Annotated in this window: 25 protein-coding genes; 22 read left to right on the top strand and 3 right to left on the bottom strand. The window is 38.2% G+C overall.

The genetic code is table 11. From position 1 onward, the window contains the following. The first annotated feature begins 9 nt into the window (after positions 1 to 9). The 21 genes from K6V21_RS20040 (at position 10) to vap15 (ending at position 20,604) form a co-directional block, all read left to right on the top strand. Complete coding sequence (locus tag K6V21_RS20040; RefSeq protein WP_224319652.1) at positions 10 to 1,455, top strand: lipopolysaccharide biosynthesis protein; 1,446 nt, start codon at positions 10 to 12, stop codon at positions 1,453 to 1,455. A gap of 28 nt (positions 1,456 to 1,483) precedes the next feature. Beyond that, on the top strand, positions 1,484 to 2,593 hold the full coding sequence (locus tag K6V21_RS20035; protein WP_224319651.1) for a DegT/DnrJ/EryC1/StrS family aminotransferase: 1,110 nt from the start codon (positions 1,484 to 1,486) through the stop codon (positions 2,591 to 2,593). Then, entirely contained in the window at positions 2,594 to 3,808 is a 1,215-nt protein-coding gene (locus K6V21_RS20030; RefSeq protein WP_224319650.1) for an acetyl-CoA carboxylase biotin carboxylase subunit family protein, read from the top strand. Next, positions 3,805 to 4,758 (top strand): hypothetical protein, encoded by a 954-nt coding sequence (locus K6V21_RS20025; RefSeq protein ID WP_224319649.1) that lies wholly within the window; start codon positions 3,805 to 3,807, stop codon positions 4,756 to 4,758. The genes K6V21_RS20030 and K6V21_RS20025 overlap by 4 nt, the downstream gene beginning before the upstream one ends. A 2-nt stretch (positions 4,759 to 4,760) precedes the next feature. Then, positions 4,761 to 5,285: a GNAT family N-acetyltransferase gene (locus K6V21_RS20020; RefSeq protein WP_224319648.1), complete on the top strand. Its 525-nt coding sequence runs from the start codon at positions 4,761 to 4,763 to the stop codon at positions 5,283 to 5,285. 181 nt (positions 5,286 to 5,466) lie between these two features. Further along, entirely contained in the window at positions 5,467 to 6,360 is an 894-nt protein-coding gene (locus K6V21_RS20015) for a hypothetical protein (protein ID WP_224319647.1), read from the top strand. Further along, on the top strand, positions 6,354 to 7,571 hold the full coding sequence (locus tag K6V21_RS20010) for an O-antigen polymerase (RefSeq protein WP_224319646.1): 1,218 nt from the start codon (positions 6,354 to 6,356) through the stop codon (positions 7,569 to 7,571). The genes K6V21_RS20015 and K6V21_RS20010 overlap by 7 nt, the downstream gene beginning before the upstream one ends. Positions 7,572 to 7,595: 24 nt before the next feature. Beyond that, positions 7,596 to 8,909, top strand: a complete 1,314-nt coding sequence (locus tag K6V21_RS20005) for a UDP-glucose dehydrogenase family protein (RefSeq protein ID WP_224319645.1) — start codon at positions 7,596 to 7,598, stop codon at positions 8,907 to 8,909. A gap of 220 nt (positions 8,910 to 9,129) precedes the next feature. Next, positions 9,130 to 10,245 (top strand): glycosyltransferase family 4 protein, encoded by a 1,116-nt coding sequence (locus K6V21_RS20000; protein WP_224319644.1) that lies wholly within the window; start codon positions 9,130 to 9,132, stop codon positions 10,243 to 10,245. A gap of 87 nt (positions 10,246 to 10,332) precedes the next feature. Next, positions 10,333 to 10,914: an acyltransferase gene (locus tag K6V21_RS19995; protein WP_224319643.1), complete on the top strand. Its 582-nt coding sequence runs from the start codon at positions 10,333 to 10,335 to the stop codon at positions 10,912 to 10,914. A gap of 15 nt (positions 10,915 to 10,929) precedes the next feature. Further along, complete coding sequence (locus tag K6V21_RS19990) at positions 10,930 to 11,157, top strand: acyl carrier protein (protein ID WP_224319642.1); 228 nt, start codon at positions 10,930 to 10,932, stop codon at positions 11,155 to 11,157. Beyond that, positions 11,157 to 11,906 (top strand): SDR family NAD(P)-dependent oxidoreductase, encoded by a 750-nt coding sequence (locus K6V21_RS19985; protein WP_224319641.1) that lies wholly within the window; start codon positions 11,157 to 11,159, stop codon positions 11,904 to 11,906. The genes K6V21_RS19990 and K6V21_RS19985 overlap by 1 nt, the downstream gene beginning before the upstream one ends. A 14-nt stretch (positions 11,907 to 11,920) precedes the next feature. Then, entirely contained in the window at positions 11,921 to 12,925 is a 1,005-nt protein-coding gene (locus K6V21_RS19980; protein ID WP_224319640.1) for a 3-oxoacyl-ACP synthase III family protein, read from the top strand. Between the two features lie 133 nt (positions 12,926 to 13,058). Beyond that, on the top strand, positions 13,059 to 14,132 hold the full coding sequence (locus tag K6V21_RS19975) for a polysaccharide biosynthesis protein (RefSeq protein ID WP_224319639.1): 1,074 nt from the start codon (positions 13,059 to 13,061) through the stop codon (positions 14,130 to 14,132). Positions 14,133 to 14,148: 16 nt separating this feature from the next. Further along, positions 14,149 to 15,297 (top strand): capsular polysaccharide biosynthesis protein CapF, encoded by a 1,149-nt coding sequence (locus K6V21_RS19970; protein ID WP_224319638.1) that lies wholly within the window; start codon positions 14,149 to 14,151, stop codon positions 15,295 to 15,297. A gap of 4 nt (positions 15,298 to 15,301) precedes the next feature. Further along, positions 15,302 to 16,486 (top strand): non-hydrolyzing UDP-N-acetylglucosamine 2-epimerase, encoded by a 1,185-nt coding sequence (wecB, locus tag K6V21_RS19965; protein ID WP_224319637.1) that lies wholly within the window; start codon positions 15,302 to 15,304, stop codon positions 16,484 to 16,486. A gap of 10 nt (positions 16,487 to 16,496) precedes the next feature. Continuing rightward, positions 16,497 to 17,699: a glycosyltransferase family 4 protein gene (locus tag K6V21_RS19960; RefSeq protein WP_224319636.1), complete on the top strand. Its 1,203-nt coding sequence runs from the start codon at positions 16,497 to 16,499 to the stop codon at positions 17,697 to 17,699. Positions 17,700 to 17,701: 2 nt separating this feature from the next. Beyond that, the gene (locus K6V21_RS19955) at positions 17,702 to 18,310 is read left to right on the top strand and encodes a sugar transferase (RefSeq protein ID WP_224322070.1); all 609 of its coding nucleotides are present in this window, start codon (positions 17,702 to 17,704) and stop codon (positions 18,308 to 18,310) included. An 11-nt stretch (positions 18,311 to 18,321) separates the two neighbouring features. Then, positions 18,322 to 18,963 (top strand): acetyltransferase, encoded by a 642-nt coding sequence (locus K6V21_RS19950; RefSeq protein WP_224319635.1) that lies wholly within the window; start codon positions 18,322 to 18,324, stop codon positions 18,961 to 18,963. A gap of 136 nt (positions 18,964 to 19,099) precedes the next feature. Then, complete coding sequence (locus tag K6V21_RS19945) at positions 19,100 to 20,239, top strand: DegT/DnrJ/EryC1/StrS family aminotransferase (RefSeq protein WP_224319634.1); 1,140 nt, start codon at positions 19,100 to 19,102, stop codon at positions 20,237 to 20,239. A 116-nt stretch (positions 20,240 to 20,355) separates the two neighbouring features. Continuing rightward, positions 20,356 to 20,604: a type II toxin-antitoxin system VapB15 family antitoxin gene (vap15, locus tag K6V21_RS19940; protein WP_044267905.1), complete on the top strand. Its 249-nt coding sequence runs from the start codon at positions 20,356 to 20,358 to the stop codon at positions 20,602 to 20,604. Between the two features lie 155 nt (positions 20,605 to 20,759). On the opposite strand, the gene K6V21_RS19935 is transcribed toward vap15, so the two are convergent. From K6V21_RS19935 to K6V21_RS19925, 3 genes are all read right to left on the bottom strand, one after another. Next, complete coding sequence (locus tag K6V21_RS19935) at positions 20,760 to 23,171, bottom strand: TonB-dependent receptor (protein ID WP_224319633.1); 2,412 nt, start codon at positions 23,169 to 23,171, stop codon at positions 20,760 to 20,762. A 108-nt stretch (positions 23,172 to 23,279) separates the two neighbouring features. Then, entirely contained in the window at positions 23,280 to 23,672 is a 393-nt protein-coding gene (locus tag K6V21_RS19930; RefSeq protein WP_044267876.1) for an RNA recognition motif domain-containing protein, read from the bottom strand. Between the two features lie 22 nt (positions 23,673 to 23,694). Then, positions 23,695 to 24,144 carry a cold-shock protein gene (locus tag K6V21_RS19925; protein ID WP_007213973.1) on the bottom strand — a complete coding sequence of 150 codons (450 nt, stop codon included), beginning with the start codon at positions 24,142 to 24,144 and terminating at the stop codon, positions 23,695 to 23,697. A gap of 326 nt (positions 24,145 to 24,470) precedes the next feature. Between K6V21_RS19925 and purT the strand changes: the two genes are divergently transcribed. Next, positions 24,471 to 25,637 carry a formate-dependent phosphoribosylglycinamide formyltransferase gene (purT, locus tag K6V21_RS19920; RefSeq protein ID WP_007213975.1) on the top strand — a complete coding sequence of 389 codons (1,167 nt, stop codon included), beginning with the start codon at positions 24,471 to 24,473 and terminating at the stop codon, positions 25,635 to 25,637. Positions 25,638 to 25,672: the final 35 nt, after the last annotated feature.

Below are 25,672 nucleotides of genomic sequence, written 5' to 3'. Positions count from 1 at the left end.
AAAATTCAATTGACGGATTCTTTAAGACATAAAACCATTCATGGTGTTGGGTGGAGTTTCATTGATAATATATCTAGTTCCGGCATCACTTTTTTGGTAGGGCTTGTACTTGCCCGATTATTAACTCCTGAAGAATATGGTGTCATGGCCATGATTGCTATTTTCATAGCAATTTCTAACTCTATTATAGACAGTGGCTTCTCTAATGCGCTGATACGAAAGACACGTATAGAACGAGTTGATTATAACACCGTTTTTTATTTTAATCTGACGGTCAGTGTTCTTATTTATGTAATACTATATCTAGCAGCCCCTGCAATCAGTATCTTTTTTAAAGAATCTGTTTTGCTGGAAGTTATAAGAGTTATAGGCTGGGTGTTGATAATCAATGCGCTTGCCATTATTCCCCGTACCCAGTTTATAAGGAATGTAGATTTCAAGACGCAAACCAAAGTTTCTTTGGTTTCATCTATCAGCAGTGGGGTGATTGGAATAGGAATGGCATTGGGAGGAATGGGAGTATGGAGTCTGGTCGGTCAGCAGCTTTCTCGTCAATTTTTGAATACTTTGTTCTTATGGATATATAGCAAATGGCATCCGGTATGGGAATTTTCTACGAAAAGTTTTAAAGAATTGTTTGGCTTTGGTTCCAAATTGTTGTTTTCAGGGTTACTGGATACTATCTATAAAAATATCTATTACATTGTAATCGGACGTTTCTACACTTCTGCGCAGTTGGGGCAATATACCCGTGCGGAGCAGTTCAATATGATATTTTCCAGTAATCTAACCTCTGTTGTTCAGCGAGTCAGTTATCCGGTTTTAAGTTCCATACAAGAAGAGTCGGAACGCTTGCGGGAGGCATACCGGAAAGTGATCAAGATTACCATGCTGATAACTTTTGCATGTATGTTGGGACTGGCTGCGGTTGCGAAACCATTGATTCTGATTTTGATAGGTGAAAAATGGTTGCCTGCCGTTTACTTTTTGCAAATCATCTGTTTCTGCGGAATGCTCTATCCCCTTCATGCCATCAACTTGAACATCCTGCAAGTAAAAGGGCGTTCGGATTTGTTTCTGAAACTGGAAATCATAAAGAAAATTATAGCTGTGGGGCCTATTGTCGTGGGTATTGCCTATGGCATTGAATACATGTTGTGGGGTAGTGTTTTGACCTCTTTTATCGCTTATTTTTTGAACAGTTATTATTCGGCTAATTTGATAAACTATCCTACAAGCGAACAGATAAAGGACATATTACCCACTTTTCTGACTTCTTTTATGGTGGCGGCATTCATGTGGAGTGTTTCTTTCTGGAATATTTCTGTTTATGCTCTGTTGCTCATTCAGATCTTAGCTGGAATATTGTTGGCATTGTTTATATATGAAAAGTTGCATCTTGACGAGTATCTCGAAGTCAAGCAGTTGGTTCTTACTGCATTGAAGCGTAAATAAAAAACAAATATATATTTATTGTAGTAAAATGGAAAAGAAAATAATTACGGTTACTTCTCCTTTGCTTCCTTCACTTGACGACTTTATGCCCTATTTGCAGGACATTTGGAATCGCAAGTGGTTGACCAATAACGGTCATTATCATCAGGAGTTAGAGAAGGCTTTGTGTGAATATTTAAAAGTACCTTATATTAGTCTCTTCACTAATGGTACGTTGCCTTTGATGTGTGCTTTACAAGCATTACGTATCACAGGTGAAGTGATAACTACTCCTTACAGTTTTGTGGCGACTACCCATTCTTTGTGGTGGAATGGCATTAAGCCCGTGTTTGTGGATATTGATCCCGTTACTTGTAATATAGATCCCGATAAGATAGAAGCTGCCATTACTCCTAAGACTACAGCTATTATGCCCGTACATGTATATGGTAAGCCTTGCGATACGGAACGCATTCAGGAAATAGCCGATAAGTATGGCTTAAAAGTAATCTATGATGCTGCTCATGCATTTGGTGTAGAAGTGGACGGAAAATCAGTATTGAGTGCTGGCGATATGTCAACATTAAGTTTTCATGCTACAAAGGTCTATAATACGATTGAAGGTGGTGCTTTAATTTGTCATGATGAGAAAACGAAGAAACGTATTGATTATCTGAAGAATTTCGGTTTTGCAGGAGAAACTGAGATTGTGGCACCGGGTATTAATGGTAAGATGGATGAAGTGCGTGCTGCTTACGGTTTGCTTAACTTGAAGCAAGTGGATGCAACGATAGAAGCCCGTCGGCAAGTGACTATCAAGTATCGTGAAGCTTTGAGGGAAATGTCCGGCATTAGTTTTATGGAAGATATGCCCGGTGTGCGTCATAATTATTCTTATTTCCCGATATTTGTGGATGCAGATAAGTATGGCATGACCCGTGATGAACTTTATTTCAAGATGAAAGGACAGAATGTGTTGGGTAGACGGTATTTCTATCCTTTGATAAGCGAATTTTCTACTTATAGAGGATTGGAATTTGCACGTATGGAGAACCTGCCTGTGGCTCATAAGATGGCAGATAGTGTGATATGCTTGCCGATGTATGCAGGATTGGATGAAGAGGTCATTGAACGTATTATAAATTTGATTGTGAAGTAAATGAAACAAAAACACAAGAAACTGCTTCTTTTGGGCGGTTTGCGCTATTTACTTCCGGTAATAGAAACTGCTCATAAATTGGGATATTACGTTATTACATGTGATTATATCCCTGATAATATTGCTCATAAATATGCTGATGAATACCATAATGTAAGTATAATAGATAAAGAAGCTGTTTTGGATTTAGCCCGTAAGTTGCAAATAGATGGTATAATGTCTTTTGCTGTTGATCCAGGAGTTGTTACGGCTGCATACGTCCAAGAACAGATGGGACTGCCTGCATTCGGTCCTTATGAGTCTGTGTGTATTCTGCAAAATAAAGATAAGTTTCGTAATTTCCTTACTCAAAATGGTTTCAATGTGCCTAAAGCCAAAGGTTTTTCAACGGTGGAGGAAGCTATGTCCGAAGCCTATTGGTATCCTTGGCCTGTAATAGTGAAACCCACTGATTCTGCGGGTAGTAAAGGAGTGACGAAAGTGGATTCCTTTGTACAGTTAAAACCTGCTTTGGAGTACGCTTTTGAACATTCACTGTCCAAGCGCATCATTGTAGAAGAATTTCTTGAGAAACAAGGATGTTCTTCTGATACGGATAGTTTCTCTATTGACGGGAAGTTGAAATTTGTATCTTTTTCTGCTCAGTATTTTGATACTGCTGCTACCAATCCTTATACACCTTCTGCTTATAGTTGGCCATCAACCATGACACATGAACAAGAAGCTGAATTGACTTCCGAGTTGCAAAGACTTCTTACGCTATTGGATATGCGTACCACCATTTATAATATAGAAACTCGTATAGGAACAAATGGGAAAGCTTATATTATGGAAGTTTCTCCCCGTGGTGGGGGCAATCGTTTGGCAGAAATGTTGCGTTATGCTACCGGTGTAGATTTGATTACGGCGTGCGTGCGTGCAGCTGTAGGAGATATTGTGGAAAATGTAGAGCAAAAGCCTTATAATGGTCATTGGGCCGAGGTTATACTCCATGCAGATAAAAATGGCATATTCCAAGAATTGATACTTGATGCTTCTGTGGTAGGCGCAGAAGTTATAGAAGAAGATTTATGGGTGAAACCGGGAGACCATGTTAATGGATTTGAAGGAGCGAATGATGCGATTGGTACATTGGTGTTGAAATTCAGTTCAGAAGAAGAACTGGTACGGGCGCTAACGTGCCAACATACATGGTTGACGGTAATTGTGAAATGATGGAAGAAATTGGAGGATATTTTGAGTTGGAGTTGTGTCGGAAAGAGCATTATCATAAAAATGCTATTTTATTGAATTCTGCACGTAGTTGCTTTGAATATATTCTATTGGCTCGTGGGTATAAAAAAGTTTATATGCCTTATTATACTTGTGAAGTAATGCTTCAGCCTTTGCTGAAACATAGAATTGCTTATGAGTTTTATTCAATTAACGAGTCTTTTGAACTTGATAAAATAGTAAACCTACTTCCTGGCGAAGCTTTCTTGTATACTAACTATTTTGGTTTGAAACAACGTTATGTAGAAGTCCTTTCTACTTTTTACGGAACTCAGCTTATCGTAGATAATGCTCAAGCCTTTTTTGCACCTCGAATAGATTCGATAGATACGTTTTATTCGCCACGTAAGTTTTTTGGTGTTCCTGATGGTGGTTATCTCTATACAGATTATATATTGGATTCAAATATCCTTATTGACAGCTCTTATGAAAGAATGCAGCATTTAATTCTACGCATTGAGAAAGGGGCAGAAGCCGGATATGCCGCATTTAAAAAGGCTGATTGTTCTTTGGATAATCAGCCAATACTTAAGATGTCTAAATTGACCGAACAGCTGTTACAAAGTATAGATTACGAATATGTTAGAAATAGAAGAAGGGCTAATTTTCAGTTGTTGCATGAGCGTTTAAGGCAAACGAATAGTTTATCAATTTTTGATTTAGATTCTTTTTCTTGTCCTATGGTATATCCTTACTATACTGAGAGAATCTCATTAAGATCACGCTTGATCAAAGAGAAAATTTTCGTTGCTACATACTGGCCTAATGTATTAGAATGGTGTAAAGGTGGTTGTCAGCTTGAGCGATATTTTGTTGATCATATCGTTCCTCTACCTATAGATCAGAGGTATATAAATGTTGATATAGAAAAGATAATTAATCTAATTGAATAGTTATGGAAAATAGAATATATCTAAGAGCATTTGAACTCGAAGATTATAAAACAACTATTGTTTGGAGAAGAGATTCTCAGATTTTGAACATGCTTGGTGGTACAAAATATTATGTTTCGGAAGAAAAAGAAAAAAAGTGGATTGAAGATAGTATTTTTGATACAAAAGATATCAGATTAGCAGTATGTTTGACTGAAAGTAATCTTCATATTGGTAATGTCTATTTAACGCATATTGACATGCAGAATAGAAATGCAGAGTCACATATTCTCATTGGCAACAAATCATATTGGGGCAGAGGTTATGCTGGCGAAGCTTTGAAATTATTGCTAGACTATGCATTTAATGAAAGAGGATTGCATCGAATATTTTCGTTAGTGTTAGATACTAATATTCAAAGTTTGAAGATGCATAAGAAACTTGGTTATCAACAGGAAGGCATAATGCGTGAATCAGTGTTTAAGAATGGAGAATATCAAAATCAAATAATTTTGTCTATACTGTCTGATTATAAGAGGAGTAAGTAATTCTATATGGAAATAGGTTAATCAAATTTGCAAAATGGTAATTTATCATATATTTACTCCTAACCGATTACATTTAGTACCACAGATTTTAATTTCTTTTGATAGATTAATTGGAGCTGAACAAATTTATATACTATTAAAATGTGATAATGAGTATAGGATTGTATATAATAATATACAGATGAGAATAAAAGGGCAGATTGTATATGCTAATTCTAATAAAGAAGTGTGTAAATTGATAAAGAGCAAGAAGTCAATTGTATTAATGCATTCAATACTTCCTTATTGCACTTTCCAATTAATGATTCATAATTACAAAAATGTGAATGTGGTTTGTTGGGGAAGCGGTTTAAAACTAAGTTCATTTAAAAGTATATTATATTATCCTTTAAAATTGTTACTGTATAATTATTATTATTCGATAATTGCACTTATGACTCCAGATAAAAAAAAATTAGAAAGAGTATACTTTATAAGGAAAGTAAGTGTTATACCTTACATAGGAGAGAGAGAGTTGTTAATCAAAGATATATCTTGGGCAGATGTCCCTAATAATAGGGTTTATATTGGGAATAATCCAAGTTGCCTAAGCAGTTATTATGAAGTTGCATCTTCACTACTCTTCAAGTTTAGAAAGGATATAAATGTTGATTTTATGCTCAATTATAGTTTCGAGTATACTAAGCAATATGAAGCACTAGAAGACTTATGTAGAAAGTCTTATCCTTATTATAGATTAAATAAAGAATTCTATGATATAGATTCGTATTTACATTATATGAATCAATGTTCTATTTTTGTATGCGCAGAAAGGAGACAGACTGGTTTAGGTGCTATATATACCTGTTTATATTTAGGAAAGAAAGTTTTCTTACGTGGTAATAATCTGTCTTGGATTAAATCATTAGGCTGTATTGTGTACTCTATAGATAGTCTTTCATCAATGTCATATAAAGATTTTATTCTACCTTTATCTAATGAAGAAAGAATTATTAATAGATCAATAATGGAAAAATTGGATAATATAGAAGATAAAATAAAAAAATGGAATGATTATTTTAGATCTTTATGTTAGGATTATCATTTTATGTCTTGTTTTTTGGGAGTTGGTTGATTCAGAATTATCAAAGAAAGAAATTTAATATTTCTTCATTGTTGATTTCTGTTTACTTCTTATCTTGTTGTTCGACTGTTGCTTTGTGTCTTATCCAGCCTAATATATACGATATTAATGATATAACAGTCTTGGCTTCATTATCTCATATACTTTTGCTTTTCTTGTTTATTTACCCATTAGTCGTTGTTGGCAATAAACTAAATATTTGCGAAATTAATATAGAAAGAGGAAATATGAATTTATTCTCGATATTTGTAATAATAGCTGGGCTATTATTAATGTGCCTATCGATTTCTAGCATTAGAGAGGTATTATCTGTAGACAATCTTGGTGCAGCAAGACAAGAGGCATTAAATCGCGAAGATAATAGTTATTATAGATATGGTATAATAGGATATCTTGCCACTATTGGTACAATGACTCCTCTATTTGCACTGTTTTGTGCATTTTATCGATTATTTATTTGGAAGAAAGCAGATGTAATTTTTTATTTCTTGTTCTTAACAAGTTTATCTGGAATATTTGCAAATCTTTCAAGTGCGGGGAGAGATGGGGTAGTTCGATGGATGATGTTCTTAGTGGTATGTTTGATATTATTTAAAAAAGAATTTAGGTTTAAATTAATTCCTAAACCTTTAGTTGTTCTACTTATGATAATATTAGTAACGGCTATTATATTTTTTTCATTAATAACAATTGCTAGATTTGGTGAAGGAGAAGATGCGTTAGTATCTTTACTTGAGTATATAGGGCAGCCCTTTTATCACTATTCAAATACTTTTAATGGGATTGGAAATTCCTATGTTTTAGGTTTTTCAGCTATTTTCCCAATTATTCCAGGAGGGGTTAATCCTTTGGAAATAGCACGGATGACATCCTTTTCTTTTAGAACAGATGTTTTTAATACATTTGTAGGCACTTTCGTTCTTGATGTCGGATTTATATGCACCTTTTTGATGGCGGTTGGATTTTTTGTTTTTTACTTAGGATTTAATAAAGGAAGAATAAAGTATTTTCATAAAATTGTATCTTATCTAATTTTTTATCAGGTGGCTTATATTGGTGTATTTTATTTTGTTTTTGCTATGTTAGCTCGCCAGCTTAGTTTTGTGTTGCTGTATATGCTTTCATTCTGTAATTTTCGTTTGGGTAAGTATCGTTTCGTATAGCTTAAAATAAAAAGAAGTAAAAATATGAATATTGTTATTGTAGGTACAGGTTATGTAGGACTTGTATCAGGGACGTGTTTTGCTGAGATGGGCGCTAATGTTACTTGCGTTGATATTGATACTAATAAGATTAATAAGTTAAAAAATGGAGAGATGCCTATCTATGAACCTGGATTGGAAGAATTGGTAAAGCGTAATGTCGGTTACGGCAGACTAAGATTTACCACTGATTTGATTGAGGTACTCAACGATGTGGAGGTGGTATTCTCTGCTGTAGGGACTCCGCCTGATGAAGATGGATCTGCCGATTTAAAATATGTGCTGGCAGTGGCTAAACAATTTGGTCAGAATATCAGGAAGTATACTATTTTGGTGACTAAGTCTACAGTGCCTGTAGGCACTGCCAAGAAGGTTAAAGCTATTATTCAATCTGAATTAGACAAACGTGGAGTAGATGTGCCTTTTGATGTTGCTTCTAATCCGGAATTCCTCAAAGAAGGGGCAGCTATCAAGGATTTTATGAGTCCTGATCGTGTTGTGATAGGAACAGATAGTAAAAAGGCAGAGGAGGTTATGACTAGACTTTATCAACCTTTTTTGATAAATAACTTTCGCGTTATTTTCATGGATATCCCTTCGGCTGAAATGACGAAGTATGCTGCTAATGCAATGTTAGCAACTCGTATCTCTTTTATGAACGATATTGCTAACCTCTGTGAACGTGTAGGAGCTAATGTAAACCATGTACGTAAAGGTATTGGTGCGGATATTCGTATAGGTCAGAAATTTTTGTATGCAGGGTGTGGATATGGTGGTAGCTGTTTCCCTAAAGATGTTAAGGCATTAATACGTACAGGCATTGATAATGATTATCGCATGGAGGTGATTGAAGCAGTAGAGCACGTGAATGAAAAACAGAAATCTATCGTTTACGACAAGTTAATTTCGCTGATGGATGATATAAACGGCAAAACTATTGCATTGTTGGGTTTAGCTTTCAAGCCAGAGACTGATGATATGCGAGAGGCGCCTTCTTTAGTTGTTATCGATAAATTGTTGAAGCAGGGTGCTGCTGTACGAGTGTTCGATCCTATTGCAATGCCTGAATGCAAACGTCGTATTGGGAATGTGGTAACTTATACGGAAAATCTTTATGATTGTGCTGATGGTGCTGATGCTTTATTATTGATGACAGAATGGCGTCAGTTTCGTCTTCCAACATGGAGTGTGATAGCGAAAGTTATGCATGGTAGAGTCGTAGTAGATGGTCGCAATGTTTGGAGCCGTATTGATTTAGAGGAATTGGGTTATCAATATACTTGCATAGGAGAAAGATAATGAAAAGGTTGTGCTTTATTACAAATATGACTTTTTCATATAGAGAAGCTATATTTAGTCTTATAGATAAGGGATTTAAATATGATTTGTATGTAAGAGATTCTGTTACAGAAATTAAAACATTAAACTATTCTTTGCTTGATAATGGTAAGTGATTTTACTTTTGGAATAATATCTATAATTGATTATAAAAGCAAGAGTATTAACCTACTGATGTGATATGAAAAATTTGTGTATAATATATAATTTTGCGGCTCAATATCGTGAAGGAATATTCAGATTATTAGATAAAGAATATGACTGTTATTGGTTCTTTGGGGATAATAAGACTGATATAAAGGGGCTTGATTTAAATATATTGAAGAATGTTTCTTTATTGAAAAATAGAGTATTTCTTCTTCGTCCTTTTTATTTTCAAAGTGGCAGTTTAAAGTTGCTACAGAGAAAAGATTTTTCTACTTTTCTCATATTGGGTGATGTATTTTGCATTTCTACTTGGATTATTGCAATATTAGCAAAGCTGTTTTATCGAGATAAACATATCTATTTTTGGAGTCATGGTTGGTATGGAAAGGAAAATAGAATAAGAAGTTTTTTTAAAAAGATCTTTTTCTCATTGGCAGATGCAACCTTTCTGTATGGTAATTATGCAAAAAAGTTGATGCAGGAAGAGGGCTTTACTGCTGATAAATTGTTTGTAATTCATAATTCTTTGTTATATCAAAAACAGCTAGAACTACGTAATTCTTTGTTTCCGTCAAACTTGTATAAGGAACATTTTGGTAATAGTGCAAGGAATTTGATATTTATTGGACGTTTAACACCTGTAAAGAAAATAGATCTTTTAATAGAGGCTTTGTTGATATTAAAACAAAGTGGATTACAGTATAATCTTACACTTGTTGGTGGGGGGATACAAGAAGCCTCTTTGAAAGAACTTGTTGAGCAAAAATACTTAAATGATAATGTGTGGTTTTATGGAGCATGTTATGACGAAATAAAGAATGCAGAATTAATTTATAACGCAGATTTATGTGTATCCCCTGGAAATGTAGGCTTAACAGCTATACACTCGATGATGTTTGGTACTCCTGTTATAACACATAGTTGTTTTAAATTTCAGATGCCTGAATTTGAAGCAATACATGAAGGACTTACTGGGAGTTTTTTTGATTATGATAGTGCTTCATCCATAGCAGATTGTATTGTTCGTTGGGATAAGAAATATATAGATAAGCGTGAAGAAGTACGTTTGGCATGTTTTAATGAAATTGATAAATTTTGGACTCCCCAATTTCAATTAGAAATAATAAAAACTAATTTGAAATTTAAATAATTATTGATGAGTAACTTGAAAAAAATACTAATAAGGAAACTGCGTTCCATCTATTGGTTTTTTCGTTTTTTTGTTAAACGTGTAATTATGAAACCTTTATGGGGGTATATGGCTTCAGATGCAAGAATGCATTCTTATGTGAATATTAGAATCACGAAAAAAATATTTATGTATGAAGATACGTCTGTCATGCCAAATTGCAGATTCATTATTTCCCCTTTTGGTCATTCAAGATTTATAATGAAAAGGCATTCTGGTATGGCAAGCGGTGTTACAATTATTGTAGGCAATCATGCAATTGCTCCTCAGGTAGGTTGTTGGAGGAAATATGCGATTACTGAACGAAATGGAGATGAAGATAATGATGTTATCTTAGAGGAAGATGTTTGGGTAGGAGCAAACTCTATAGTTCTTGATGGAGTAAAGATAGGAAGAGGATCTGTGGTAGGTGCTGGATCTGTTATAAGAAATAGTACTCCACCTTACTCTATTGTGATTGGAAATCCTGCAAAAGTTATTGGCTTTGTTTTTACTCCAGAAGAGATAATTAAACATGAGAAGATTCTTTATCCTGAAGAGGAACGATTGCCTATTGATCTCTTAGAGAAAAATTTTGATAAATATCTTATTAATCGAATTAAAGAAATAAAAGCATTTACAAAATTATAACTAAAATACTTAAATATGAAATTAGATGAATTTATTGCAACTTTTGCAGAACAATTTGATGATACTGATGCCTCTGAAATTCAAGCTCAAACAGTTTTTCATAATCTTGAAGAGTGGAGTTCTCTCGTAGTCATGGGCGTGATAGCGATAGCTAAGACACAGTATGATAAAACAATTACTGGTGCTGAGATTAATTCTTGTGTTACAGTAGAAGACCTCTTCAACTTAATCAATAACAAATAATGTCAGAGGTATTCAATCCTTTTTCGTTGCAAGGAAAGACTATCCTTGTAACTGGAGCGTCTACTGGTATAGGAAAGTCAATCGCTATTTCCTGTGCTAAGATGAGCGCAACAGTCATAATTACAGCTCGTAATGAAGAACGACTCAATGCTACCCTTGCACAGATGCCTGGTGACCATAAGACAGTTAAAGCAGACTTGACTAATAGCGCAGATATTGAATCTTTGGTCGCTTCACTACCAAAACTTGATGGCATAGTGCATAATGCTGGTGTAGGGAGTCGTGTACCTTGCAAGATGATTTCGGAAGAAAACATTGCAGAGGTGATGCGTCCCAATTTTGAAGCTCCTCTTCTTTTACAGACAGCTCTGTTAAAAGATAAGATAATTAACAAATCTGCATCAATCGTTTTTATAGCTTCTCGCGCTGCAAGCGTACCCAGTATGGGTAATGCTGTGTATAGTGCTTCGAAAGGTGCTATAGTTTCATATGCAAGGTGTCTTGCACTTGAATTAGCTCCACGTTTAATTCGGGTAAACTGTATTTGTCCAGCGATGGTTTGGACTGAACTAATTCTCAAAGGTGGAGTGACAGAAGAAGTTTTGCACAAAGAAGAACAAAAATATCCATTGAAGCGATATGGAAAACCTCAAGATATTGCAAATTTGTGTCTATATCTTCTTAGCGATGCGAGTATATGGATGACAGGTTCTGCAATTGATATCACGGGAGGTTCTATTATGTTATAATATAAGATTCACTTATGGCATATATAAAAGCGATTAGTTACTATCTGCCGGAAAAGATAGTGACTAACGAAGAACTATTACAAGAGTTTCCGGAGTGGAATGTCGATAAAATAGCGTTGAAGGTTGGCGTAAACTCTCGCCATGTTGCAGCTAAAAATGAAACAGCTACAGACTTAGCAGAAAAGGCTGCTCGGAAATTATTTGAGGAGTCAAGTATAAGTTCTTCTGAGATAGACTTTATATTGTTATGCACTCAAAGTCCAGATTACCTTCTTCCTTCGTCTGCGTGTATCCTTCAATATAGGTTAGGTATATCAACTACAGCTGGAGCCTTCGATTTTAACCTTGGGTGTTCTGGTTGTATTTATGGAATGGCTGTAGCTAAAGGGCTTATTGCAGGTGGGATTGCAAAGAATGTGTTAGTCCTTACTGCTGAAACTTATAATAAATATCTGCATCCTTCAGACAAGAGTAATCGTTCTATCTTTGGTGATGGTGCTGCAGCCTGTCTTGTTTCTACAGAGGGCTTTGCTGAAATTGGTGAGTTTATACTTGGTACAGATGGGAGCGGTGCTAATAGTCTTATCGTGAAAACGGGTGGTGCTCGTTTGCCAGAGAAAACAGGAGCATCAGTTACTGATGATGAAGGTCATACACGCTACGATGATTATCTCTATATGAATGGTAGTACTATCTTCAACTTTACCCTTGAAGCCGTACCGACTATGATGAAACAAATATTGGAAAAGAATGGTTTGGAAAAGAATAATGTAGATTACTATCTTTTTCATCAAGCGAACAAATTTATGCTTAATACCATTCGCAAAGTCTGTGTGCTACCAAAGGATAAGTATTATGTAAATCTTGAGACTACAGGCAATACTGTGTCTTCGACTATAATGATAGGTCTGAAAGATTGTATGGAGAATGGAATTATACGTAAAGATATGCGGGTAATGTGTGCTGGATTTGGTGTTGGTCTCAGTTGGGGTGGAGTTATCCTCAATTTTTTAAATTAGCACATGAAAATCTCTGGTAAGCTTCTCTTTTTAACATATTGTATCGTTTCAATAAAAGAAGGATTCACTCTCAAATTTGAAAAAATCTTTTAGACTTAATAACTATTCAAAGTAATTTTTGTATTATCTAAATATGTCAATATTCAAAAATAAAATCCTGTTAATAACAGGTGGTACAGGCAGTTTCGGCAATGCTGTGCTTCGTCGTTTCCTAAACAGCGACATCAAGGAAATCCGTATCTTTTCTCGTGATGAGAAAAAGCAAGATGACATGCGTCATCACTTGCAGAGTCCTAAAGTGAAATTCTATATTGGCAATGTCCGTGACCGTCAATCTGTAGATGGAGCGATGGTGGGCGTGGACTATGTTTTTTCCGCAGCTGCCTTGAAGCAGGTGCCCAGTTGTGAGTTCTTTCCATTACAGGCTGTACAGACCAATGTGATTGGTACTGACAATGTGTTGGAATCTGCCATAGCTCACGGTGTAAAAAACGTAGTAGTGCTTAGTACGGACAAGGCTGCCTATCCCATCAATGCTATGGGCATCAGTAAAGCAATGATGGAAAAGGTAGCTATTGCTAAAGGCCGTGCCTTGGGTGATGAAGCGGGGACTACCATTTGTTGCACCCGTTACGGAAATGTAATGGCAAGCCGTGGTTCTGTGATTCCTCTGTGGGTGGAACAAATTAAAAACAGTAAACCGATTACGATTACAGATCCGAATATGACCCGTTTCATGATGACGCTGGATGATGCTGTGGATTTGGTAATCTATGCATTTGAGCATGGTCACAACGGAGACTTGTTTGTTCAGAAGGCTCCGGCTGCCACATTAGATGTTTTGGCTCAGGCCTTGAAGGAAACATATGCGCGGATAAAGCCTGAATATGGCGATACGGAAGTGAAAAATATTGGTACACGCCACGGTGAAAAGCTGTATGAGACTCTGGTAACCCGTGAAGAGATGGCTAAAGCTATTGATATGGGTGAGTATTATCGGATTCCTTGCGATACCCGTGACTTGAACTACGATAAATTCTTTACGGAAGGTAATGAGGATATTGCTCGGATAGAGGATTACCACAGCCACAATACCGCTCGCCTGGATGTGGAGGGTATGAAGAAACTTCTTCTGAAACTTCGCTTTATTCGCGAAGATCTCGGACTGGAGGAGAAGGCGAAAACTACGGAAATAAAGAGTGAATAAGTTATAGAATTGTTTTATGAAAATTTTAGTGACCGGTGCTCAAGGGTTTGTCGGCCGGAATTTAGTATCGCAATTACATAATATTCAAGAAGGGAAGGCCCGTAATTATGGAATATCGGGTGAAAGCCTGACTGTCTATGAGTATGATTTGGATAGCGATCCTTCCGAACTGGATATTTATTGCAAACAAGCAGATTTTGTGTTCAATCTGGCAGGTGTCAACCGCCCGAAGGACGAGTCTGAGTTTATGAAAGGAAATTTCGGTTTTGCCTCCACATTGCTTGATACGCTGAAAAAATATAATAATACGTGTCCGGTGATGATATCATCTTCCATACAGGCTGCCCAGGACAATCCTTACGGTGAATCGAAACGTGCAGGAGAACGGTTGTTGTTTGATTATAGTAAAGAAGCGGGTGCAAAGGTGCTGGTATATCGCTTCCCGAATGTTTTCGGTAAGTGGTGTCGTCCCAACTATAACAGTGCAGTGGCTACATTCTGCAATAATATCGCTCATGATATACCCATTCAGGTTAATGACCCTTCGGTAGTGATGAACTTGGTATATATAGACGATGTGGTGGACGAATTGATTTCAGCATTGAGGGGCAAAGAGCATTATGTGGAGGAGTATTGTACAGTGCCTGTGGTGCATACGATAACTCTTGGTGATATTGCGGAGCTGATAAAATCGTTCAGGCAGATGTCCGATACTTTGGCAGTACCTGATTTGAGCGATGCTTTTACGAAGAAACTTTATTCTACCTATCTTTCATATTTGCCAAAAGATAAATTCTGTTATCCTTTGAAGATGAATGTGGACGATCGTGGCAGTTTTACTGAAATTATTCGTACTGCCGACCGTGGACAGTTCTCGGTGAACATTTCCAAACCGGGCATCACGAAAGGGCAACATTGGCATCATACCAAGAACGAAAAGTTTGTGGTGGTGAGCGGACATGGGCTGATACAGCTACGAAAGATAGGAACGGAAGAGGTGGTGAACTTCGAAGTGAGCGGTGAAAAAATAGAGGCGGTGGAGATGATTCCCGGATATACACACAATATAGTTAACCTTTCTGAAACGGAAGATTTAGTGACTTTTATGTGGTGCAACGAATGTTTTGACCCGGAACGTCCGGATACTTATTTTGAAAAAGTTTAGAACAATGGATATAAAATTGGATTATTCTGATATCAAGTTTCAGGAGAACGGTAAGCTGAAACTCTTGATTATAGTAGGCACTCGACCGGAAATTATCCGTCTGGCGGCCGTCATCAAAAAGTGCCGTAAGTATTTTGACTGTATTCTGGCGCATACCGGACAAAATTATGATTATAATCTGAATGGTGTGTTTTTCCATGATTTGAAGCTGAAAGATCCTGATGTGTATATGGATGCAGTGGGGGATGATCTCGGTGCCACAATGGGGAATATCATCAATGCCAGCTATAAACTGATGGTGCAAGTGAAGCCGGATGCCGTATTGGTATTGGGTGACACTAATTCCTGTCTGAGTGTGATAGGTGCTAAACGCCTTCATATCCCCATCTTCCACATGGAAGCGGGCAACCGTTGCTTTGACGAGTGTCTGCCGGAAGAAACCAATCGCAGGATAGTGGATATTATTTCAGATATGAACCTTTGTTACTCGGAACATGCACGCAGATACCTGAATGCTTCGGGTGTGGCAAAGGAGCGTACCTATGTGACAGGTTCTCCCATGGCTGAGGTGTTGCATGAAAATCTGGAAGAGATAAAATTTTCGGATATTCATAGGAAATTGAATTTGGAAAAAGGACGATACATATTGCTTTCTGCTCATAGGGAAGAGAATATTGATACGGAGAAGAATTTCTTGTCGCTATTTAGGGCGATTAATTCCATGGCAGAGAGATATGACATGCCGATTCTTTATAGTTGTCATCCCCGTAGCAGGAAACGTCTGGAGTCGAGTAAATTTGAACTTGACAGGCGTGTGATTCAGCATGAACCGCTCGGTTTCCATGATTACAACAGTCTGCAGATGAATGCCTATGCCGTGGTATCGGACAGTGGCACATTACCGGAAGAAAGTTCTTTCTTTACTTCGGTGGGATATTCTTTTCCAGCTGTTTGCATCCGTACCAGTACGGAACGTCCGGAAGCGATGGATAAAGGCTGTTTTATCTTGGCAGGTATTGATGAACAGTCATTGTTGCAGGCGGTTGACACGGCTGTGGAGATGAACAAGAATGGTGACAATGGGTTACCTGTGCCGAACTACACTGATAAGAATGTATCGACTAAGGTTGTGAAGTTGATTCAGAGCTATACGGGAGTAGTGAATAAGATGGTTTGGAGAAAATTCTGATTATTCGGAGATGAATGTTCTTTTTTTGACACTTTCCCGCATTTCGGATATAAAGGAAAGAGGAATCTATACGGACCTGATGCGTGAATTTGTTCGTCATGGGCATACAGTGTATATTGTAGCACCGGCAGAACGGCGCTTTCATCAACCTACTGAGATGCTGGATGGTGGAAATGTGAAGATATTAAGAGTCTGGACATTCAATATACAGAAGACTAATCTGATAGAAAAGGGAATTGGTACGTTACTCTTGGAATATCAATATCAGAAGGCAATTCAAAAGTATTGGCGGAATGTAAAATTTGGTTTAGGCCTTTATTCGACTCCCCCGATTACTTTCAATAAAGTAATAGCAGCGTTGAAGAAAAAGGATGCCAAGACATATCTTCTTTTAAAGGATATATTTCCTCAGAATGCTGTTGATTTGGGTATGTTCTCCAAAGGAGGTCTTCTCTATAGGATGTTCCGTAAAAAGGAAGAAAGACTATATCAGTTGTCAGACTATATCGGTTGCATGTCTCCGGCTAACGTAGATTATATATTGAGGCATAATCGTGAGGTTGACATCCATAGAGTAGAGGTTTGTCCCAATAGTATAGAACTTTGTAAGGCAGAAGAGCAAGCCTACCCCAAAGAGACTTTACTTCAAAAACTGAATATTCCCACAGATAAAATACTTTTTATTTATGGGGGTAATTTGGGACGCCCGCAAGGTATTGACTTCCTGGTAGAGGTGCTTGCGGCCAATGAAAAAAGAAACGACTCTTTTTTTATCATAGTAGGTAGCGGTACTGAATTTATGAAGATTAAATTGTGGTTTGATACAAATGCACCGCATAATGCTTGCTTGTTATCTTCACTTCCCAAACAAGAATATGACAGTCTGGTAAGAGTTTGTGACATAGGTTTGATATTTCTGGACAGGCGTTTCACGATCCCAAATTTCCCGTCTCGCTTGCTCTCTTATCTTGAAAACAGAATGCCGGTATTGATGGCTACTGACAAGAATACGGATATAGGAGAAATAGCCAAAATCAACGGTTTTGGCTTATGGACTGAAAGCGGAAATATAGAAACTTACATGGAAATGGTTGACTTTATGGCTGCTGACAGAGAGCGGATTAAAATTATGGGAGAGAATGGATATTCATATTTAGAGGCTAATTATACAGTGAATTGTAGTTATGATATAATAATGGAACATTTTGAATGATTATGTATTCTTGTTTTCTGAAGCGTTTTATTGATTTTGTAGTAGTGTTTTTGGTACTGGCTATTATTTGGCCGATATTACTTTCTATAGCAATCTGGTTACATTTTGCCAATAAAGGAGCCGGTGCCTTTTTTACTCAGGAACGTCCTGGTAAGCATGGTGAGATTTTCAAAGTTATCAAATTCAAAACGATGACTGATGAACGTGACGAAAATGGCAACTTATTGCCGGATGAGAAACGTCTGACAAAAATAGGAAAGTTTGTCCGTTCTACTTCTATTGATGAATTACCTCAATTAATTAATGTACTCAAAGGTGATATGTCTCTGATCGGGCCTCGCCCTTTAAGAACTTATTATTTGCCTTTGTATTCTAAAGAACAAATGAGACGCCATGAAGTGCGTCCAGGAATAACTGGCTGGGCACAGATTAATGGAAGAAATAATTTGAGTTGGACAAAAAAGTTTGAACTAGATGTTTGGTATGTAGATCATTGTTTTTTTTATTTAGATTTGAAAATTGTATTTATTACAATCAGAAAAGTTTTTATTAGGGAAGGAATATCTAAAGAGGGAGAAGCTACTACTGCGCCTTTTAACGGGCATAATTAAAGGAAAAGAATATGAAAAGTGTTATTATTGGTGCAGGCACTTATGGAGAAGTCTATTTGGCTTATCTTCAAGAAGCTGGTATTGAAATTGTAGGTTTTTTGGATGATGATTCTAAGTATATTAACCAAAAGGTATGTGGTATTCCCGTGTTGGGTGGATTTGATTTTTTAGCTTGTTTGAAAGATGAATATGGCGTTAAAGCAGTTTATTGTCCCTTGGGAAATAATAAGTTGCGAGTTGAATTGTTAAATCGTGCGTTAAGTCTGGGATATGAGGTTCCTAATTTTATTCATTCTACAGTGGTGCTTTCTCCTAATGTTAAAATTGGAGATAAGGGGATATATATTCTTCCTAAAACGGTAATTATGCCTTGGTGTAACATACATGACTTTGTAATGATGAGCGTTAATAGTGTAGTTTCTCATCATACTATTTTAGAAGAAGGAGTATTTCTTTCCTTTGGAGTAAATTTTGGTGCTTCAATTATTGCACATAAGTATGCTTATATAGGCATTAGTGCTACTGTAATGACTGGTGTACATGAATTAGGAGAAAACTGTCTTATTGGTGCTGGTGCCGTAGTTATTAAAGATGTACCAACAAATGCTGTAATGGCAGGTATACCTGCAAAAGTTTTAAAATATAGGGAATAGATATTTATAAATTCCTAATGATTGTTTTGAAATTGGGTAAGTTGTTGTGTTGGTTATTTATCCCTCATTATATAAGGAATAAATAATTTTCTTTTTACTTCTCGATTTGTTGTTTCTTTTTTAATCATATAATTTAATGGACAAGAGAATTTATCTTTGCCTTGCTCACATGAGTGGCAAAGAGCAGGCTTTTATTAAGGAAGCTTTCGACACGAACTGGGTTGTTCCTTTGGGTCCCAACGTGAATGCTTTCGAAGACGAACTGAAACATTTTGTAGGACAGGATAAGGAGGTTGTTGCTTTATCTGCTGGTACGGCAGCCATCCATCTGGGATTAATCCAACTTGGTGTAGGAGCCGGTGATGAGGTTATCTGCCAGTCGTTTACATTCTGTGCGTCAGCTAATCCTGTTGCTTATCAGGGGGCGACTCCTGTATTTATCGACAGTGAGGAAGATACCTGGAATATGGACCCCGTTTTGCTGGAAGAAGCCATTAAGGACAGAATCGCAAAGACAGGTAAGAAGCCGAAAGCTATTCTTCCTGTTCATCTTTACGGTATGCCTGCCAGAATTGATGAGATTTGCGCGATAGCCGCTAAATATGATATTCCAGTGCTGGAGGATGCTGCAGAAGCTTTGGGTTCTGAGTTTAATGGTCAGAAATGTGGTACGTTCGGTACCTTTGGTGTGTTGTCTTTTAATGGTAATAAGATGATCACTACTTCGGGTGGCGGCGCTTTGATTGTTCCTGATGAAAGCACCAAGAAGCAGACGATGTTTTACGCTACGCAGGCCCGTGAGCCTTTCCCTCATTACCAGCATGAAAAGATTGGTTATAATTATCGTATGAGTAATATTTGTGCTGGTATCGGTCGTGGTCAGATGACTGTATTGGATGAGCATATTGCGCATCACCGCCATGTACATGCTCTTTACGAGAAGGCTTTTGAAGGTGTAGACGGTATAACGTTAAAATCTAATCCTGATGGTCGTTTCAACGCTAATTATTGGCTTTCTACTATTCTGATAGATCCTGTTAAGACTGGTACTAACTATGATGAAGTCCGCCGTAACCTGGATGAACGGGGAATTGAGACCCGTCCCTTGTGGAAACCTATGCATTTGCAGCCTGTCTATGCAACTAATCCTTGTTATGTGAATGAAGTTTCTGAACGTTTGTTTAATATGGGTTTGTGTATTCCTGCCGGTCCTTGGGTGACGGACGAGGATGTATCCTATATTGTGGAACAGATAAAAGTTTGCTGTAAGAAATAATAGGTGCGAAATATTGCCTACTGTGCCATAATCATCAAGAAAATAATCGCATCTTTATTTGATAGTTGCATAAATTATACTACTTTTGTTTATAGGTGATATCAATGTGTAATTGTATGGCAACTGTATCATTGAAAATTCGTCTGAATTATAATCAGATATTGGAGTTAACTCAACAACTTTCTGACGATGACAAATTGGAGTTGAGCCGTGCGCTTGCTGTCGAAACGCGCGGCATTAAGTTGAAACGACTATTGAATGCTTTTAAAACAGATGAAATTTCACAAAAGGAAATAGATGCTGAAGTGGAAGCTGTTAGACAAGAAGCGTATGAAAAGCGATTGCGGGATAAAAATAATTGTTGATACAAATCTATGGATTAGTTTTATAGAGCTGGTTGTTTCTCAAGAACTTTTAGACGAGATTGCAGACGTTGATTCACGCTCTAAATTTGTGAAGTATTTCTCTAAAGAACATTTTGAACTGCTATAGGAATTTGTGACTGAAGAGAAGAACCAATCTAAAATTCCACAGTCACCCCAATCGACGGCAATAGCGTTCCGCTTTCCTGTTTCAACTTTTTCATCTTATACCTTTGCTCCTCAATGGGGGCAGATGGATTTTCAATGACTCCCGTACTCATAATTACATCCTGCTGCTTCAGCTTACTTCCGGTTATATTCTGTAAGTCGAGATAAAAGCCAACCATACAGCGATGGAAATAGAAAGACTTGTCTACACGTATATCGAGTTGGGCAAAGTTAGGCAAGCGTTCGGTATTGTATTTTGAATAATCGTAGTATGGGCGTCCTTGTGCATTCCATGCTTCCACTAACGATGATTTTTCCTCATCATAAGGCGTATAGGGAGCACCGCCTATATAACTCAATTTTCCTCCGATACTCCAACGACGTGGAAGATTATACGTACCGCTTACGTTGAGAATGAAACGGTTGTCCCATGCAGAAGAGATGTATTTGGTTCCGGAGGGGATATTATCATCACTGCCACCATTTCCATTGCGATATTCGCTGCGGAAGACTGTGAAGGAAGACACAAAGTTGAAACGTCCCGGTATCTGCCAACGTAACATGGCTTCCACGCCATAAGCGCGTCCTTCGGCGGTAGGAATAAGCGCTTCATTGCCTATTGTGCCATAATCATCTCCCTTGCATGCCAGGGGAATATTGTCTCGCAGGGAAAGAGGCATACGTCCGTATTGCTTGAAGAATCCTTCTGCTGAGATCATTAATCTATCTTGCAAATGCCAGTCAAGTCCGAGACTGGTTTCCATCACCTGCATGTATTTCAAATCCTTATTTATGTAGTGCCCGTCATTATCTTTGAACCCCAATGCTGTATAAGGTGGAAGTTGCTGATATAATCCTGCATTTCCACTCAAGGTCCATTGCTTTGTCAATTCATAAGATAAGGAGAGGCGGGGAGAAAGCTGCTTCCACAGTTCTTTCATTTCACGGTTGTAATTATTGCCATCCGTACGGATACCGGCAGAAGCGGAGAAACGTTTATTGGCAGTAGTGTAGTCCGCGGAAAAGAAGCCGCCCCAACTGAATATGTTTAAATCCGTCTGATAATCGGAGAGTGTGGTGTAGCCGAACATCCGCTGTTTTGTCCGGTTGGTATAATTGGAATAATTCATTTCCGCACCTTCTTTCAATGTCCATTGCCCCAATCTTGTCTGGTTCTCAAAACGAAGGGTGGTTTTCTGTTCTACTGAACGAAGGCGAAGGGTCAGATTATCTTCGTAAGATTCATCATTGTTCAGATACTTCACATTGCGGTTGTTCAGATAATTATGACTTAGCGTCAGCGTCTGTACATGCTTTCCTGCATAATGGCGATATGAAGTTCCCACAGTAAATGTCTCTTGATGAATAGTGGGCAGATAACTCAATATATATTCAGCATCTTCTCCTTTCTCATCAGTATTCAGTTTCATTTTATCGATTCCGACTAATCCGAGTATGGTTAGTTCGTTGTGAGCCGAGAGCTTTGTCTTCAGTTTGAATTGTCCGTCAATGAAGTTGGGCAGGAATGGGAGTCCCAAGGCCTTGAACAGTAATTGGAGGTAAGATTGGCGTAGGGAGAACAAATAGGTTGTTTTATCGCTCAGATGTCCGTTGCCACTGAAAGAAACTTCGGATGCTCCCAGCGTGGCTTTAAATGTCTGCTTATCCGGGTTACCGTCTTTCAAACGAAAATCGAGTACCGAACTCATTGCTCCGGAACGATTAGCCGGGAAAGCTCCCGTATAAAAACTTATTTCACGTATTAAATCTGCATTGACAATGCTGACTGGTCCGCCGGACGCTCCCTGGGTAGCGAAGTGATTGATATTGGGTATTTCTATCCCATCCATATAGAAGCGGTTTTCGGAAGGTGATCCACCGCGTACAATCAAATCGTTTCTGTAGCCGATGGGTGAAAAGGAGACTCCCGGGTATGCCCTTACAATACGTGAAATATCCCGATTTCCTCCCGGGCTCTTTTCAATCTCCTGCAAGCCTATGATACGCATACTTACCGGACTTTCCACTGTCTTTCGAAAAGGGGAGGGGGTGACTACCACTGCTGCCAGCATATTCTCATCTTCTTCCATCTCTATCTCGATGAAAGGTGTAGAGGCGGAAACCACGTATTCGGGGGTCACTGCGCTTTTATAGCCTATCAGCGTCGCTTCGAAGCGGTAAATGCCCGGTGGTACCTGCTCAATTCGGAACATGCCGAGCGAATCGGTTGATGCTCCCTTGCCGGGAATACCTACAACTACGACATTAGCATACGCTACCGGTTGGCGGGACTGCTTGTCGATAATCTTTCCACGCACGGAGTAATCGACTGTTGTGGCGTGGATGCAGACATTGCACAATAGCAATGAAAGAGTCAGTAATATGTGTTTGGTTCTTATCATAATATACAAATATAGATATTATTGATATATGTAGGTGTGATATGGGTATAAAAAAAACTGCCCGGGAATATTCCCGAACAGTTTTCATTTCTTTGCTAAGTTGTAAGATTAATATCTTCCACCGCGATCTCCGCCGCCATAGCCACCGCCACGATTGCCGCCGCCGTAGCCACCGCCACGATTGCCACCGCCGTAGCCACCGCCACGATTGCCACCGCCGCCATAGCCACCACCACGGTTGCCGCCTGCAGGTCTTTCTGTTCTTGGGCGAGCTACGCTTACTGCAATGCTCTTGCCTTCGAATTCTGTTTCGTTAAGAGTGTCAATAGCCTTCTGACCTTCTTCATCATTCGGCATTTCTACGAAGCCGAAACCGCGTGAACGTCCCGTCTCTCTGTCGTTAATAATGTAGGCTGAAGTTACTTCGCCATACTGTGAAAATAATTCCTGTAAGCTGTCACTGTTTGTGTTCCAGCTTAGGTTTGCAACATAAATGTTCATTTCTTTTTGTAAGTTAAAATTGTTATTTATTAATGATTGAGATCCGCACGGCGTTCATACCTCGCGTACCACGTTCAATTTCAAATGTTACGTTATCCCCTTCGGTTATCCCTTCGGGAGCGGAAGTAACGTGGAAAAAATATTTCTCACCACTTCCTAAATCTTTAATAAAACCATAACCTCTGGACACATTAAAATGTTCAATACGTCCGTTTAATGGCAGAACCTCTTCTGCTTCGCCTTTTTTCGGAATTGATATTTCTATTTCAGAAGCATCTATTTCTTCTTTAGGCTTTACACCTTCTGGTGTGGAATGAAGAATACCGTTTTCGTCCACATAAGCCAGCATCTCTTCGAAGCTACGGCTACCGCTGCTCAAGCGTTCTTCTTTTCTCTTTTGTTTTTCTTCTCGCTTACTCTGTTTCGCTTTTTCTCTGTCTCTTTTACTTGATGTTACTCTTTTTACTGCCATTCTTTAATTATTATATATTATGCAGTTTATATACTGCACTTAGTTTTTCTGACTAATAGCTGCACCTAATCCGTTCAGGATTCATACAACAATTTAATCTTGTGATGAACAAAGGAGCTGATTATGAGGTCATTTTGGGATGGAATAATTTGCGGAATACCGCAAAAGCAAACATGCACAAAGAAGATTTCAGAATAAACCCTATTGTTTATGCTACAAAGATACAGATAAAAATGAGCTATCCATTCGTTTTTTAAATTATTTAAAGCGGTAGCTACTTATTTTTTACGTACATTTGTGCTTCTTAATATAAACACATAGCAAAAATGAAGAAGATTTTATTGTTAGGTTCCGGTGAACTGGGCAAAGAGTTCGTGATTTCTGCCCAACGAAAGGGTCAATATATTATTGCCTGTGATTCATATGCCGGAGCACCTGCCATGCAGGTGGCTGATGAATATGAGGTATTTAGCATGCTTGACGGCGATGCATTGGAACGTGTAGTACGCAAACACCAGCCGGATATTATTGTTCCGGAAATCGAGGCCATCCGTACAGAACGTCTTTACGATTTTGAGAAGGAAGGTATTCAGGTGGTACCCAGTGCCCGTGCCGTAAACTTTACCATGAACCGCAAGGCTATCCGTGATTTGGCCGCACAGGAGTTGGGACTGAAAACTGCTAAATATTTTTATGCCAAAACTCTGGATGAGTTGAAAGCAGCTTCTGAAAAGATTGGTTTTCCTTGCGTAGTGAAGCCGTTGATGTCTTCTTCGGGCAAGGGGCAGTCTCTTGTGAAGAGTGCGGATGAATTGGAACATGCCTGGGAATATGGCTGCAATGGTAGCCGTGGTGATATAAAAGAATTGATTATTGAAGAATTTATCAAGTTTGATAGTGAGATAACATTGCTTACGGTGACGCAAAAGAATGGGCCTACATTGTTCTGTCCGCCCATCGGACATGTGCAGAAAGGGGGAGATTATCGTGAAAGTTTTCAGCCGGCGCACATTGATCCTGCTCATTTGAAAGAAGCGCAGGAAATGGCTGAGAAAGTGACACGGGCTCTGACCGGCGCCGGCCTGTGGGGAGTTGAATTTTTCTTGAGCCATGAAAATGGAGTTTATTTCTCGGAACTTTCTCCGCGTCCGCATGATACGGGTATGGTGACATTGGCAGGAACACAAAATTTGAATGAATTTGAACTTCATTTGCGTGCTGTACTAGGCTTGCCTATTCCAAACATCAAGCAAGAGCGTATTGGTGCCAGTGCTGTGATTCTTTCAACTATTGCCAGCCAGGAACGTCCTGATTATCGTGGTATTGAAGAGGTGACGAAAGAAGAAGATACTTATCTCCGCATTTTCGGTAAGCCGACGACGCGCGTCAATCGGCGTATGGGCGTGGTGTTATGCTATGCACCGTTAAAGTCAGATCTGGATGCATTGAGAGATAAGGCTAAGCGAATTGCAGAAAAGGTTGAAGTGTATTAAGGCTTACTTATTAGATAAAAGAAAAGCAGTTGTCA

Source organism: Bacteroides cellulosilyticus (assembly GCF_020091405.1).
Classification (GTDB): domain Bacteria; phylum Bacteroidota; class Bacteroidia; order Bacteroidales; family Bacteroidaceae; genus Bacteroides.
This window is presented reverse-complemented; position numbering and strand designations above follow the sequence as displayed.